At 69.4% G+C, this 14,472-nt stretch carries 13 protein-coding genes; 2 read left to right on the forward strand and 11 right to left on the reverse strand.

Annotated features, from left to right (window positions below; genetic code table 11):
• Positions 1–180, reverse strand: a 180-nt coding sequence (locus AX676_RS18430) for a hypothetical protein (protein ID WP_331710229.1), incomplete at its 3' end; no start/stop codon positions are given.
• Between the two features lie 109 nt (positions 181–289).
• On the opposite strand from AX676_RS18430, the gene gltX reads away from it, so the two are divergent.
• Positions 290–1,747 carry a glutamate--tRNA ligase gene (gene gltX / locus AX676_RS16765; RefSeq protein WP_066481194.1) on the forward strand — a complete coding sequence of 486 codons (1,458 nt, stop codon included), beginning with the start codon at positions 290–292 and terminating at the stop codon, positions 1,745–1,747.
• 19 nt (positions 1,748–1,766) lie between these two features.
• A complete protein-coding gene (locus AX676_RS16770; RefSeq protein WP_066481139.1) occupies positions 1,767–3,050 on the forward strand; it encodes a citrate synthase in 1,284 nt (427 codons plus the stop codon).
• A 21-nt stretch (positions 3,051–3,071) separates the two neighbouring features.
• On the opposite strand, the gene AX676_RS16775 is transcribed toward AX676_RS16770, so the two are convergent.
• The 10 genes from AX676_RS16775 to AX676_RS16820 form a co-directional block, all read right to left on the reverse strand.
• Positions 3,072–3,689 (reverse strand): hypothetical protein, encoded by a 618-nt coding sequence (locus AX676_RS16775; RefSeq protein ID WP_066481141.1) that lies wholly within the window; start codon positions 3,687–3,689, stop codon positions 3,072–3,074.
• 84 nt (positions 3,690–3,773) lie between these two features.
• Entirely contained in the window at positions 3,774–5,153 is a 1,380-nt protein-coding gene (locus tag AX676_RS16780) for a sensor histidine kinase (protein ID WP_066481143.1), read from the reverse strand.
• Positions 5,150–6,262 carry a DUF2336 domain-containing protein gene (locus AX676_RS16785; RefSeq protein WP_066481145.1) on the reverse strand — a complete coding sequence of 371 codons (1,113 nt, stop codon included), beginning with the start codon at positions 6,260–6,262 and terminating at the stop codon, positions 5,150–5,152. Before AX676_RS16785 ends, AX676_RS16780 begins: the two co-directional genes overlap by 4 nt.
• A 35-nt stretch (positions 6,263–6,297) precedes the next feature.
• Positions 6,298–7,473: a hypothetical protein gene (locus AX676_RS16790; protein ID WP_066481147.1), complete on the reverse strand. Its 1,176-nt coding sequence runs from the start codon at positions 7,471–7,473 to the stop codon at positions 6,298–6,300.
• A gap of 53 nt (positions 7,474–7,526) precedes the next feature.
• Positions 7,527–8,723, reverse strand: a complete 1,197-nt coding sequence (locus AX676_RS16795) for an exo-beta-N-acetylmuramidase NamZ family protein (RefSeq protein ID WP_066481148.1) — start codon at positions 8,721–8,723, stop codon at positions 7,527–7,529.
• Positions 8,720–9,241: a DOMON-like domain-containing protein gene (locus AX676_RS16800; protein ID WP_066481150.1), complete on the reverse strand. Its 522-nt coding sequence runs from the start codon at positions 9,239–9,241 to the stop codon at positions 8,720–8,722. The genes AX676_RS16795 and AX676_RS16800 overlap by 4 nt, the downstream gene beginning before the upstream one ends.
• Before the next feature lie 55 nt (positions 9,242–9,296).
• Complete coding sequence (locus AX676_RS16805; RefSeq protein WP_066481151.1) at positions 9,297–11,183, reverse strand: XrtA/PEP-CTERM system amidotransferase; 1,887 nt, start codon at positions 11,181–11,183, stop codon at positions 9,297–9,299.
• The gene (xrtA, locus tag AX676_RS16810) at positions 11,183–12,709 is read right to left on the reverse strand and encodes an exosortase A (protein WP_156437789.1); all 1,527 of its coding nucleotides are present in this window, start codon (positions 12,707–12,709) and stop codon (positions 11,183–11,185) included. The genes AX676_RS16805 and xrtA overlap by 1 nt, the downstream gene beginning before the upstream one ends.
• Positions 12,706–13,920: a TIGR03087 family PEP-CTERM/XrtA system glycosyltransferase gene (locus tag AX676_RS16815; protein ID WP_231726678.1), complete on the reverse strand. Its 1,215-nt coding sequence runs from the start codon at positions 13,918–13,920 to the stop codon at positions 12,706–12,708. The genes xrtA and AX676_RS16815 overlap by 4 nt, the downstream gene beginning before the upstream one ends.
• On the reverse strand, positions 13,917–14,472 hold a 556-nt coding region (locus AX676_RS16820), incomplete at its 5' end, for a GNAT family N-acetyltransferase (RefSeq protein ID WP_156441233.1). The genes AX676_RS16815 and AX676_RS16820, both read right to left, overlap by 4 nt.

Raw genomic sequence — 14,472 nt, forward strand, 5'->3', positions numbered from 1 at the left:
GCTCGGAGATGTGTATAAGAGACAGACCAGGGCAAGCGCGGCCATCAGCCCGCCAAAGCCCCACCAGGCGATCGGGTCAGGCAGCAGGAACCAGGCCGAAATGCCGCCGCCGAGCGCCACGGGCAGCCACAGGGGCAGTTGCCCGCGTTCGGCCTCCAGCCGTGTCTCCAGTCCGTTCAAGCGGCGTCGAATCCACCCGCCGCCGCCGATTTGAAGCGGCGCGGGGGCCATGCTAGGGGCGGTCGCGGCTATCCTGGCCATCGACTATCCAGCTTGGGAGTATGCGCGTTTGAGCGCAACTGAAGATACCGGCCGCCCGGCCGGCACCACCGCATCCACCACGGACATCGTCACGCGCTTCGCGCCGTCCCCGACCGGGTTCCTGCACATCGGCGGCGCGCGCACCGCGCTGTTCAACTGGCTCTTTGCCCGCCACCACGGCGGCCGCTTCCTGCTGCGGATCGAGGATACCGACCGGGCACGCTCGACGCAGCCGGCGATCGACGCGATCCTCGACGGGATGCGCTGGCTCGGGCTCGACTGGGACGGCGATCCGGTCTTTCAGTTCGCCCGCGCCGCGCGCCATGCGGAGGTGGCGCATCAGATGCTGGCCGCCGGCACCGCCTATCGCTGCTACGCGACGCCCGAGGAACTCGCCGAACTGCGCGAGGCCCAGCGCGCGGCGGGTCAGCCGATCCGCTACGACGGCCGCTGGCGCGACCGCGATCCCGCCGACGCCCCTGCGGGCGCGCCGTTCGTCGTCCGGCTGAAGGCCGATCACGACGGCGCGACGACGATCGCCGACCGGGTTCAGGGCGACGTCACGGTCCAGAATGCGGAGATTGACGATTTCGTCCTGCTGCGGTCGGACGGCACGCCGACCTATATGCTGGCGGTCGTGGTCGACGATCATGACATGGGCGTCACGCACGTCATCCGCGGCGACGATCACCTGAACAACGCTTTCCGCCAGCTCGGCGTAATTCGCGCGATGGGATGGCCGGAGCCGGTCTATGCGCACGTCCCGCTGATCCATGGCGCGGACGGCGCCAAGCTGTCGAAGCGCCACGGTGCGCTGGGGGTCGAGGCCTATCGCGACGAAATGGGCATGCTGCCGGAGGCGCTTTGCAATTATCTGCTGCGCCTTGGCTGGGGTCACGGGGACGAGGAGATCATCGACCGGGCCCGCGCGGTCGAACTGTTCGATCTCGCCAATGTCGGGCGATCGCCCAGCCGGTTCGACCTCAAGAAGCTGGAGAACCTGAACGGTCACTATATCCGCGCCGCCGACGATGCACGGCTGGCGGACCTGGTCGAGGCGCGCCTGCCCGCGCCGCTGGCCGCCGCGCAACGCGACCTGCTGGTGCGCACGATGCCGGTGCTGAAGCCGCGCGCGACCAATCTCGACGAGCTGGCCGACGGCGCGGCGTTCCTGTTCCGCACGCGTCCGCTGGCGATCGACGCCGACGCCGCGCCGCTGCTGGCCGGCGATGCCGCGATCTTGCTCGCATCTGCACATGCGGCGCTTGACGCGCTCGCCACGTGGGATACGGAGACGACCGAGGCCGCGATCCGCGCCGTCGCCGAGCAGGCACAGGTCAAGCTGGGCGCGGTGGCCCAGCCGCTGCGCGCGGCGCTCACCGGGCGGCGGACCTCGCCGCCGATCTTCGACGTGCTGGTCCTGCTGGGCCGCACGGAAAGCCTTGGCCGGATCGCCGATCAGATGGCGGCCCCGGCCAGCCGTTAGTTTGAAAGGATGATGCGATATGGGTGACACTGCGAAGCTGCAGGTTCCGGGCAAGGACGTCGAATATCCGGTCGTCGCCGGTTCGGTCGGCCCCCAGGTCGTGGACATCCGCAAACTCTATGCCCAGACGGGCATGTTCACCTACGATCCCGGTTTCACCTCGACCGCGAGCTGCGAATCGGGGCTGACCTATATCGATGGCGACGAAGGCGTGCTGCTTCATCGCGGTTATCCGATCGGCCAGCTTGCCGAGCATTCGACCTTTCCCGAGGTCGCCTATCTGCTGCTCAACGGCGAGCTGCCGAACCAGCAGGAACTGGACGAGTTCACCTACACGATCACCCGCCACACCATGCTGCACGAGCAGCTGGCGATGTTCTATCGCGGCTTTCGTCGCGACGCGCACCCGATGGCGATCATGTGCGGCGTGGTCGGCGCGCTCAGCGCCTTCTACCACGACTCGACCGACATCACCGATCCGCGCCACCGGCTGATCGCCAGCCACCGGCTGATCGCCAAGATGCCGACGATCGCGGCGATGGCGTACAAATATTCGGTCGGCCAGCCGTTTCTCTATCCGAAGAACGACCTGTCCTACACCGGCAATTTCCTGCGCATGACCTTCGGCGTTCCGGCCGAGGATTATGACGTCAATCCGGTGGTCGAAAAGGCGCTGGACCGCATCTTCATTCTCCATGCCGACCATGAGCAGAACGCGTCGACCTCGACCGTGCGGCTGGCCGGATCGTCGGGTGCCAATCCCTTTGCGTGCATCGCGGCCGGCATCGCCTGCCTGTGGGGTCCGGCGCATGGCGGCGCCAATGAAGCCGCGCTCAACATGCTGCGCGAGATCGGCACGCCCGAGCGCATTCCCGAATATATCGCGCGCGCGAAGAACAAGGACGATCCGTTCCGCCTGATGGGCTTCGGCCACCGCGTCTACAAGAATTACGATCCGCGCGCGACGGTGATGCAACAGACGGTGCGCGAAGTGTTCGCCGCGCTGAAGGTCAACGACCCCGTGTTCGAAGTCGCGCTGCAGCTTGAGGAAATGGCGCTGAACGACAGCTATTTCATCGAGAAGAAGCTGTTCCCCAACGTCGATTTCTATTCGGGCGTCATCCTGTCGGCGATCGGCTTCCCCACCACGATGTTCACCGCGTTGTTCGCGCTTGCCCGCACCGTCGGCTGGGTCGCGCAATGGAACGAGATGATTTCCGACCCCGAGCAGAAGATCGGTCGCCCGCGCCAGCTCTATACCGGCCCGACGCAGCGCGATTATGTGCCGGTGAATCAGCGCTGATCCGCCGGCCCGCCGGCCCCGTCAGGGTGCCGGCGTGTTCCAACGATGCCGCGTGACCGAAAATCCGGTGCGGTCGAGCCCCAGCCTGACCGTACGGACGACGACGGGATTGATCGTGTAGCTCACCCGGGTGAGGCAGAACACGGTCGTGCAGTTGCCGTCGATCAGGCCGACCGTCGGGACTTCATGGACCAGCGTCCACCCCTGAAGCCCGGCATAGGTACGCAACTCGTTGAGATATTTGTCGGCGTCCGCCCCTGACGGGCGGGCGGTGTGTACGCATTTGAACTCGCCGCCGGGCGCCTTGTAGACGCTGTACATACAGCCCGAATAGCCACCCCCGCCGACGATGCGGTGCGCCCGCGTGATCGTCGCCATTGTCGACTGGCCATCTTCGAAAAAGAGCGCGGACCCGTTCGACGCGGGTTTCGTCGAGCGTGTCACGTCGATGACGAAGCTGAAATTCTTCATGTTGAACGAGAAGATCGCCGGCTGCGCCAGCGTCTTCAGGTGGTGCGGTGCCGAGATGACGGCTTCTTCCGAAATCGCACGCGCGCCGAGTTCGCCGAACCCGCCCCCGACGCCCTTTGCACGGTTATGGTACAAGTCACTGACGACGGTTTTCAGCGTCACGGTCATGTCGGTTCTCCCCCCCGGAACGGCGAGGCATAGCCGAGCGCAGGGGGAACCACAAACGGTGCGGTGCCGGTTTCGGGTGGCGCCTCAGCGCGCGGGCAGGGTCAGGACAAAGCGCGCGCCCTGGCCGGGGGCGCTGTCGACCAGAATGTCGCCGCCCATCGATCGGGCAAGCGCGCGCGCGATGTAGAGGCCAAGGCCGCTGCCGCCCGGCTCGGTCGGGTCAAGCCGCTCGAACTTGCTGAAAATGCGCTCGTGATCCTCCGGGGCGATGCCCTTGCCCTGATCGGCGACGATCACGCAGGCGCGATCCCCGTCGCGTTCGATGCGCAGCCATACCATGCCGCCACTCGGCGAATAACGCACCGCATTGCCGATCAGGTTGACCAGGATCTGCAGCACGCGATGAAAGTCGCCGGTCGCCGCCAGCTGTTCGTCGGCGTCGGGCCGGTCGATCCTGACCTGCGCCTCCGTCGCACGAACCGACAGCAGTCCGGCGGCACGCCGCGCCAGGTCGGCCAGGTCGATCGCCTCCAGCGACACGGTAAAGTCGGGTCGCTCGATCGCCTGCAGATCGACCAGATCCTCGATCAACGTCAGCAGGTGGCGGCCGGCATTGGCGATATCGCTGGCATAGTCGACATAGTCGGACGACAGCGGCCCCTCGAACTGCGCCGCAATGCTGTCGGCGTTCGCGATGATGCGGGCAAGCGGGCCACGAAGTGCCTTGTCCAGACGGGCACCGAACTGGGGGGGCAGCGTGGCGTGGTCGGGGTCGGCATCGTCAGCGGGCGGGTCCACGACGTCGGGGGCGACGATCCGCGCCGCCCCGGCAAAGCCGGCGAAACGCCCGCCCGGATCGATGCGCGGCGTCGCCGCCAGCATCACCGGCTCGCCGGTCAGGCGCAGCCGCGCCTCCTGCCCCTCGAAACGCGACTGCGCGGCGACCGCGGCCAGGATCGGAAACGCGCCCTCGCCATTGTCGACCAGCGCGAACAGCCGGGTCAGCGGCTGGCCGAGCAGGCTGGCGGGGTCGAATCCGTGCCGAAACGCGGCCTGGGACGACAGGTGGACAAGGCGAAGCGCCGCATCGGTTTCCCACAGCCAGTCGGCATCGGCGCGAAGGAAATCGCGGTCGCGATCGGCATCCAGCGTCGGTGCACGCCAGCCGCGCTGAACGTGCCAGCCACCGACTTCCAGCCGGACGCCGTCGCCATCGGGCTCTGCGCGGACCATCAGCTCCAGGTCGTCGTCGCCGTCCGCAGCCACGACGATCCGGGAAATGCCGATGCCCAGCCGGCCCGCGAGGCGAACGATCGTGGCGAGCTGCGGCACGGCGAGCGGCTGGCCGACCGCGCCGCCTGCGCGCTGGTTGAGCGCCGCAAGCCGGGTATCGGCCTCGAGCAGCGCACCGTCGCGATCCAGCCGGGCGATCGCGATCTCCAACGCGGGGCTCGCGATGTTCATGCCGCGCGCCGCGTCGCGTTCAGGGTGGCGAGTGCCGAGCGGAAATCGGGATCGAAGCGCAGCGGTGCGATCGCCGCGCGCGCGGTGTCGACCGGCACCGCCATCGCGGCTTCGATAAGGTCCGGCAGCGTCTCGACGTCACGCGCCGGGTCCGCCTCGAACAAGGCGAAGCCGAAACCTGCCATCGCGTCGCGCGGCAGGTCGATCGCGCGAAGCATCAGCCACAACCGGTCGCTGACCGTGTCGAGCACGGCATGGGCGACGACGCGCGGATCGAGGTCGAGCGCGTGCGCGACCAGCGCGATCGCCACCGACAGGCGCCGGTCGCGCAGCGCCTCGCCGATCAGGAACGGGAGCTCGTCGGGCGTCGCCTGGATCGCGGTGGCGAGGCGAAGCGCCGCGCTTTCGGCGCGATCGTCCTCGTCATGCGCCTCGATGCTGCGCCGGGCGGCCTCGAGCAGCGCCTGGTCGGTCGCGGCGTGATCGGCGCTGCCGCCGACAAATTCGTCGCGGATCGCGGCGGCGACCCACCACACCAGCTTGCGATGCAATGCGAAGGGCAGCCCGGTCACGGTCAGCCGTTCATGGTCGGACGCCGCGCGGCGGCTCGATTCCGCCGCCATCAGCGCGAGCGCTGCGGACGCGACGAGCGGATCGCTGGAATGGATCAGGCGCGCAAGCATGCTCGGCCGCTCCGCCCCCTCGATCGGCGCGACCGGCAGCGCGGCATCGAGCAGGTCGATCCGCACGCGCAGGAACAACTCGTCGATGAAATCGCCGTCGCGCGGCATCCCCGACTCGATCAGGCGCGGCAGGACCTGGGTCGGGCGGTTGGCCAGCCGTTCGGCGACCAGCGGCTCGCCGCGTGTCGCGAGCAGCCGCGCCGCGTGCTCGCGCAGTCCCTGTTCGACACAGGCGACCTGCGCGGCGAGCAATGCCGTCGCCGCGCTGCGGCTGCGATCGTCGAGCCGGGCATCGTCGGGCAGGAACAGGTCAGCCGCCATCGCCTCGCGCCGCCGCAGCGTGCGAAAATCGGCCTGCGCTGCTCGCGCAAGCAGGATACCGGCGCCATTGGCACCACCCGCCATGTCAGCCTTCTCGCCGGACATGCCAATCGTCTAGCGGGAACATCGTTAAGCTCCGCCTAAGCCTGAGGACGCGATCCCTCGACCGCGAGGCCCAGGCTGACCAGCGCATAGACCGCCGCCACGGCCAGCGCGACCAGTGGATAGCCCGCAACCACCAGCGGGACGGCGACGAGGGTGAATGCGGCCGCATCGGCATGCCAGACGCCGCGCCGGCCCGGCACGCGGGTCGCGATCACCGCAGCGGCGACAGCGGCGACGGCGAGCGTCAGCCCGGTCGGATGCCCGTCGGCGATCAGCGCCGCGCCGCCGATGCCGAGAAAGGTCAGCGCGACCCCGCCGTCGCTCAACCATTCCTGTGCGGCCGCCATGCGTTCGTTGCCGCGCAGCCAGCTGAGCAGCGATCCGGTCGACAGCGTCACAACCGCAAGCAACCAGGGCGCTGCCGCCATCGCGCCGCGACCGACGCCGATCAGCGCCAGCGCGCCCCCGAAAAGCAGGAGCCCGCTCGCCGCGAGCGCGGCATCGGGGACGCTGCGCGCGACGAGCGCGGGGAGCACGCGCCGGGTCAGCGGCGTGAAGACGAAGCGGTCGGCCCAGCCTGTCCGCTGATTGGCGAGCGCGGCGAGCACCGCGTTGCTCCGGCTCGCGAGCGCGGCGGCATGGCGCTCGACGCCGTGGCCGGCACGGCGCGCGGCGGCCGGCAACAGCACCTGCTCGGCGGCGTTCTGGACCGCGACGCGCAGCAGTGTCGACTGGAAATCATATTCGCGCGGCATCGCGGCGATCGACGCCAGATGGCGGCTCGACAGGCGCGCGACCCCCGCCCAGTGATGTTCGGCGTCGATCCGTTCGATTGCCGCGTTGCCCGCATCGTCGCTCGTCACCAGGATCGTGTCGGCCCGTTCGCCCGCCATTGCGGTGACGACCGTATCGGTGGTGACCAGCGCGTCGGCGATCACGATCACGTCGGCGAGCGGGTGGGCCTTGGCGGCGGCTTCCTCCGCCGATCGCACGACGTCGACGGTGATGCCGCGCCGCTCGACGCGGGCAACCGAGCCGAGCAGCGCCGGCGTCACGCGGCTGACCGCGACCAGCAGGTGGGTGACCCCGGCCGCGATCAGCAGTCGCGCCTGATATTCGACGAGCGTCATGCCGCCGAAGGGCAGCGTCGCCGCCAGCCCCTCGCCGTGACTTTCGGCATCCTCGGTCGCAAAGATCAGCCCCGCCAGCATCGCCGGTGCGTTAGGGCCACCGCGCCCGCTTCGCAACGCCCGGCGGCCGGCGCTCAATAGATCAGGTGCGGGCGTCGGGCGTCGATCCACGCGGCCTCGTCCGGCTGCACGATCGCATCGAGGTCGCCCGGCCGCGCGGCCGCATCGTCGACCCATTCGCGCAGCGCCGGCCCGCCGTTGATCACGTCGATCGCCAGCTTCTCGAACTCATATTCATAGGGGAAATCGCGCCACAGCGGATAATCGGGGTAGAGTTCGCGGATCGCCTTGAACGCCAGCGCCTGCACGCGCCACGGCCGGAATGCCTGATGGTCGTAGCCCGGCCCCTCGGCGTGCAGGAACACGCCGTGGCACAATTGCTCGGCATGTTTGTGAAAGGTCGGCTGGAACCAGGTTTCGCGCAACGTGGCGCCATGCAGCCATTCGGGTGCGATCGCGTGCATCCGCGCGATCACCGCGCGCGCATCGATGTCGGGCGCGCCGAACAGCTCGAGCGGCCGCGTCGTCCCCCGCCCCTCGCTCAGCGTCGTCCCCTCCAGCATGACCGTGCCGGCATAGGCGCGTGCCATGTTGACGTTGGGCGCGTTGGGGCTTGGATTGATCCACACCCGGTCGGTCGGCCAGCCGAAACCGGGGGCGGCATCGGGCTGCCACCCGGCCATCTCGATCACGCGGTAATCGACGTCGAGCTTGAACTGATCGATGAACCAGTGCCCCATCTCGCCCAGCGTCATGCCGTGCCGCATCACCATCGGCCCCGCCCCGACGAAACTCTCCCATCCCGCGTTCAGGATATTGCCCTCGACCGGGCGGCCGGCGGGATTGGGGCGGTCGAGCACCCACACGCTCTTGCCGTGCGCCGCCGCAGCTTCGAGCACGTAGAGCAGCGTCGTGACAAAGGTGTAGATGCGGCAGCCCAGATCCTGCAGGTCGACCAGCATCACGTCGAACGTGCCCATCGACTGCCCGGTCGGACGCCGCACTTCACCGTACAGGCTGAAAACGGGCACGCCATAGACCGGATCGGTGAAGTCGGGCGACTCCATCATATTGTCCTGAAGGTCGCCGCGCACGCCATGCTGGGGGCCGAACATCGCGGAAACATCGAGGCCCGTCGCGATAAGGGCATCAACGCTGTGGGTCAGGTCGGCGGTCACCGAGGCCGGATGAGCGAGGAGCGCGATACGGCGGCCCTGGAGGGGCCGGCGCAGGTCGGGGTCGGCGAGCAGCCGGTCGATGCCAAAGGTCATGGCGCCGTGCCTGCCGCGAACCGGTGCGCGAAGCAAGCCTCGTGGTGAAAATCGGGCTTGCCCGGCGGATGCGCGAGCGCCCAGTAGCTTTTTCGGCCACCCGTCTCCTCGATCACCGCGCTCAGTCCGATGCACGCGGGGGCGTCGCCGATCGCCTCCGCGGGCAACGCGACCTGCCACGCCGCATCGCCGTCGATCGCGGCGACTTGGGGCGCTTGCGCGAGGTCGAGGGCACGCATTCCCGCGCGATAACCGTCGAACCGATAGGCCGCCCAGCGGGTCGACGGCGCGAAATTGAACTCCGCATAGCCGCTCCCGCCGTCGGGCTTTACGAACAGCTCGAAACAGGTGTGCTGCCAAAGCCCGTCGGTGCGCTCCGGCGTTGCAAGCGGCGGCACGACGAGCGCATCCGCGCCGAGGACACGAAACATCAGCCGGTCGGGCGCGAACGCGACGGCGATCGCCCGCACGTCGCTGGCGGGGGTATCGGGGTGGCACTGAAGCGAGAGCGGCGTCATCGGCCGGACAATAGGCCGAACCGACGTCCGATGCCCAGCCGTCATGCCGGGCGAGCTATCCGGCCAGCCGGGCGAGGCTGCGGTCGAGCATCAGCAGCTGCCACAGCGTCCGGCCATGCTCGGCGCGTCCGGCGCGATGATCGGCGGCGATCCGCTCGATCGCGCGGCGGTCGAACCAGGCAAGGAGGTGCGGCGAGGCGGCGAGCGCGGCGGCCTGATCGACCAGCGGTCCGCGAAACCAAGCACTGATCGGCGTGACGAAGCCCATTTTCGGGCGATACAGAATGTCGCGCGGCAACCATGGCCGCAGCGCGCGCTTCATCAGCCATTTGCCCTCGCCGCCACGCAGCCGCATCGACACGGGCAGCGTCGCAGCGAATTCGATCAGGCGATAATCGAGCAGTGGCTCGCGCGCCTCCAGGCTGACCGCCATGCTGGTGCGGTCGACCTTGGTCAAAATGTCGCCGGGCAGCCAGTGCTTGAAATCGGCATATTGTGCGCGGTCGAGCGCATCGCGCGCGGGCGCCGACGCCATGGTGTCGACATAGCGCTGCTCGCCGCGATACCCGCCGATCGCGCGGTGCATCGCGTCGCCATACAGCCGCACACGCAGCTCCGGCGTCGTCACACCGACTGCGCGGGCATAGGCCGCCCCGCCATGCTCGGCGAGCGCGAGCAACGTCGTGCGTGCGCGCAGCGGCCGGGGCGCCCAGTCCGCCTTGGGATAGGCGCGGCCCAGCGTACCGAACACGCCGCTGCGCAAACCCGCAGGCACCAGGCCGCGCACCCGCTCCTCGGCTGCATGAAAGCGATAGCGGCGATAACCGGCAAACGCCTCGTCCGCGCCGTCGCCCGACAGCGCGACCGTCACCGTTTCGCGCGCGAGCGCGCAAACCTGATAGGTGGCGAGCGCGGAGGCGTCGGCGAACGGCTCGTCAAAGGCGTGGACCAGCGTGTCGATCAGCGCGAAGTCGTCGGCGTCGACGCGGCGGACGCGGTGATCGGTCGCAAAGCGCGTGGCGATCGCCGCGGCATATTCGGTTTCGTCATGGCTCGCGGTGTCGAAGCCGATCGTGCAGGTCTTGACCGGCTGGCGGCTTGCCTCCGCCATCAGCGCGACGACCGCCGAGCTGTCGACCCCGCCGGACAGGAACGCGCCCAGCGGCACGTCGGCGATCATGCGCGACCGCACGGCGGTACGCAGGTGATCGGTCAGCTCGGCGGTCAGGTCGGCCGCGCTGCCCCGCGCGCGACGCGAGAAGTCGAGATCCCACCACTGAACCGGCGCCGGCACGGCCCGGCCGCGTTCGAGCCGCAGGAAATGACCCGCAGGCAACTTGCGCACCCCCGCGACGAAGCTCGCATCGTCAGGCACATAGCCGAGTGCCATGAAGTCCTCGATCGCGCGTGGATCGACTTCGCGCCGGACGAGCGGGTGAGCGAGCAGGCCCTTGAGTTCGGACGCAAAGGCGATCGCGCCATCGGCCAGCTCGATATAATGGAGCGGCTTCACCCCCATCCGGTCGCGCGCCAGGAACAGCTGCCGCCGCGCATTGTCCCACAGCGCGAGCGCGAACATGCCGTTGAGCCGCGCCAGCATGTCCGGCCCCCACGCGCGCCAACCGTGCAGCAGCACTTCGGTATCGCTGTCGGTCCGGAAATGCGCGCCCAGCGCCGCCAGCTCGGCACGCACCTCGCGGAAGTTATAGATTTCGCCATTGAACACGGTGACGAGGTCGCCATCCGCGCTCGCCATCGGCTGCGCGCCGCCGCCCAGGTCGATGATCGCGAGGCGGCGATGGCCGAGCGCGATGCCGGGCGCCGCCCAGACCCCGGATCCGTCCGGCCCGCGATGCGCGAGCGCATCGGTCATCGCCGCGATCCGCGCCGGCTCGATCGGCTTGGGCGTGCCGGGGTAGAACAACCCCGCGATACCGCACATCAGCGCGCGCCGCTCGTGAGGCGATCCGCGAGGCGATCGACCGGCCCCGCCGCGGCCAGGAAGTCGGTCAGCGCGGCGCGGCTGTCCTGCCCCTGCCGCTCGGCCGACGCCAGCACCGCGACCGCGCGCTGCGGCCCGCCGGTCAGCTTGAGCTTCAGCGTTTCCAGCTTCACGCGGGTCGGAGAGGCGGTGACGACATCGCCGATGCGATACCATGTCACCGTCTCGCGCTCCACCGGACCGGCGGCGGTCATCCGGATCGCCCTGCCCCCCGCCAGGTCGGGCAGGTCGGCAACGCGGACCCAGCGATCATTCTCCGCGATCGCCCCCTGGCCGAACGCGGTCAGTTCATGCCCGTCACGCTGGCCGGCATAGACCGCGATCGCTAGGTCGACGGTGCGGCCGCGCGCATCTGCATAGCGGCCAATGAGCCGGTGATCGGCGGTCGGGTAATGCGCCTGCCACGGTGCCGCGCGGCTCAGATTGACGCGGGTCCAGCCCGGTACCTGCGGCAGATCGAGCTGCGCGGGCAGATCGTCGACGCGATGTCCGACCTTGTACGCCAGGCCCGCCGCGAACACCGCGAGTGCGATCGTGCCCGCCGCCGCCATCGGCAGGACGAGCCGCGGCCCGCGCACCGGCGGCAGCGCATCGGGGTCGAACGCCGGGGCATCGGGATCACGATCGAACCAGCGCCAGCCGATCGCCATGACGCCCGCCATCACCAGCGCGAAGAAGACCCAGCCGTAGACGATATGGTCGAGCCCGGTTGCCGCCTCGACGCCCACGACCGACGCCGCGCCGATCGTCGCCGCCGCGCGCACGCCGTTGGCGAGCACGGGTACGACCAGCGCGACCGCCATGAACGCCGCCCGCCGCCGCCAGCTGGCATAGCAGATCCCGGCAACCAGCGTGCCATAGGCGATCATCGCGATCAGGAACTTGTTGCCCGAGCACGCCTCAGCCACCTCGAAATAGCCGTGGGGCGTGGTGATCAGCACCCCGTCGTTGATCGCGGGCAATCCGATCAGCTGCAGCTGCGCCATGACCAGCCGGACCGTGATCGCCTGCATCGGCTGCTCGAGCGTTTCGCCGAACGGGACGAGGAAGAACATGTAGCCGAGCGGAAAAAGCAACCCGCGCGCGATCTGTGGGCCGAGCAGGGTGAGTACCGCCGATTGCAGCATCGCCACCAGTGCGACGTGCCGGACGATGGCGACGCCCGCAATGTCCCCCAGGGCCCAGAGCGCGCCGGCGAGCGCCATCGGCACCAGCCCGGCAAGCCAGCCGGTCGGGGTCAGCCGCGCGAGCTCGCGACGGCGCTGCCACGCCAGCCAGCCGACGATCGGCGCGACGAACAGGCAGTGGCCGAAGGTCGTGCTTTCCCAATAGATCACCGCCAGATCGCGAACGTCGTGCGCAAAGAGGATCAGCAGCACCGCCCAGGTTGCGGCGAGCGCGCCGAGATGCACGCGCCAGCGCACCGCGATGGCGGGGGCGGCAACGATCGGCGCGACCATCGTCATGCGGCGGCATCCGCGGCGGCCAGCGCCAGCCCGAGCAGGTCGTCGAGCGGGGCGAGCCGCGCCGGCCAGGCATAGCGCGTCTGTACCCGCCGGCGTGCCGCCTGGCCCAGCGCGACCGCGATGGCAGGATCGTCGAGCAGGTCGCCGATCGCGCCGGCGATTCGCGTTGCGCCGGCCCCGACGCGCAGCGTGCCGGCATGGTCGATGCCCGTCGCCGCTTCGGTCGATGCGACCACCGGGCGCGCCATCGCCATTGCCTCCAGCACCTTGTTCTGCACGCCGCGCGCGATGCGCAGCGGCGCGACCACCACCGCGGCGGCGGCAAGCCAGCCGCGCACATCGGCGACCGCCCCCGTCACCGTCACGCCGGGCAGCCGGGCCAGCGCGCGCACCGCTTCACCGGGCTGGCGGCCGACGATCGCGAAGCCAGCGTCCGGATGGCGCCGCCGCACGAGCGGCAGGATGTCGCGCGCGAACCACCGGACCGCCTCGATGTTGGGCGGATAGTCCATCTGGCCGGTGAAGACGATCAGCGGCCCGTCCGCCGCCACCGGGTCGAAGTGGGCGGCGGGGTCGAAGAAATCGGTATCGATGCCGTTCTCGACCGCAACGATGCGGCCGATGCCGCCGAGATTGCTGAACAAGGCCGCCTCGGCGTCGCTGACGAAGAGGCTGGCGGTCGCCGCCTGCGCGACGCGGCGTTCATAGGCACCGAGCAGCCGGGCCTCGCGCGCGTAGAGCCAGCGCAGCGGCCAGCGGGCGGCGCGCGCATAGTCGGCGAACTTGGCCGAATCGACATCGACGAAATCCATGACCGGCGCATGTCCGGCGGGAACGTGCTGCGCCATCTGGCCGGAGAACACGAACACCCGACCGACCGGCGTGCGTGACGTCACCGCCTCGACCGCCGCCGTCACGCGCGGATCGGCAAAGGCGGTAAGCGATACCGGGCGCCCCTGCGCCAGCGCCTCCACCGCCGCCCGTGCGCGCGATTTGGTGCGCGGGATGATCATGGTGCTGACGGCAAGGTCGGCCAGCGCGGCCGTCGCACCCATGTCGGCCGCGTCGTCGGCAAAGGCCACCAGGTGCACGCGTGCGCGTTCGCCGAGATGGCGGAGCAGATGGTAACCCCGGATCTTGTCGCCGCGATCGGGCGGCCACGGCACGCGATGCGCAAGGAAAAGGATGTCGCCGCTCACCTGGGCGCTCACCCCAGCCCCCGCGCGATCCACGGGCCGATCGCATTGGCGACCGGGAGGGGAAGCCGCTGCCACGCCGCGATCTGCAAGCGGTATTTCGGGCTCAGCGGATTGATTTCACGCGGCGCGGCGCCATCGGCGGTGCGGGTGAAATAGGTGAGCGGCTGTCCGGCAAATCCCCAATTCCTCTTGAACGCCGCCGGGCCGCTGCCGACCTTCGACCGGCCGAAGTCGAACCGGGTGCACCCCCGCGCGCGTGCATGCCCCATCAGCGCGAAGTACATCCGGTCATTGGCGCGCAACGCCCGCGCGCTATGCGTGCCCCCGCCCCAATAGGGATAGACCGTGCCGCGCCAGTAAAGGCTGAGCACACTCGCCACCGCCACGCCCCGATGGCGCACCGTCAGGATGTCGGCCGCATCGCCGAAACGGTCGAGCACTTCGGCGAACAGTGAAGCGGGAAACACCGGCGTGCCCAGGTTGCGCACCGATTCGGCATAGACCGCATAATGCTCGCGCCGCGCGCGCGCGTCCGTGCCGACGGCGACCTCAAGATCGAAATCG

Source organism: Sphingomonas sp. CCH21-G11, assembly GCF_001555965.1.
Taxonomy (GTDB): Bacteria; Pseudomonadota; Alphaproteobacteria; order Sphingomonadales; family Sphingomonadaceae; genus Sphingomonas.

Excerpts from the sequence above, each read along its gene's own strand:
- AX676_RS16770 (WP_066481139.1), top strand. The coding sequence starts at position 1,767 with ATGGGTGACACTGCGAAGCTGCAGGTTCCGGGCAAGGACGTCGAATAT.
- AX676_RS16775 (WP_066481141.1), bottom strand. The coding sequence starts at position 3,689 with ATGACCGTGACGCTGAAAACCGTCGTCAGTGACTTGTACCATAACCGT.
- AX676_RS16780 (WP_066481143.1), bottom strand. The coding sequence starts at position 5,153 with ATGAACATCGCGAGCCCCGCGTTGGAGATCGCGATCGCCCGGCTGGAT.
- AX676_RS16785 (WP_066481145.1), bottom strand. The coding sequence starts at position 6,262 with ATGTCCGGCGAGAAGGCTGACATGGCGGGTGGTGCCAATGGCGCCGGT.
- AX676_RS16790 (WP_066481147.1), bottom strand. The coding sequence starts at position 7,473 with ATGCTGGCGGGGCTGATCTTTGCGACCGAGGATGCCGAAAGTCACGGC.
- AX676_RS16795 (WP_066481148.1), bottom strand. The coding sequence starts at position 8,723 with ATGACCTTTGGCATCGACCGGCTGCTCGCCGACCCCGACCTGCGCCGG.
- AX676_RS16800 (WP_066481150.1), bottom strand. The coding sequence starts at position 9,241 with ATGACGCCGCTCTCGCTTCAGTGCCACCCCGATACCCCCGCCAGCGAC.
- AX676_RS16805 (WP_066481151.1), bottom strand. The coding sequence starts at position 11,183 with ATGTGCGGTATCGCGGGGTTGTTCTACCCCGGCACGCCCAAGCCGATC.
- xrtA (WP_156437789.1), bottom strand. The coding sequence starts at position 12,709 with ATGACGATGGTCGCGCCGATCGTTGCCGCCCCCGCCATCGCGGTGCGC.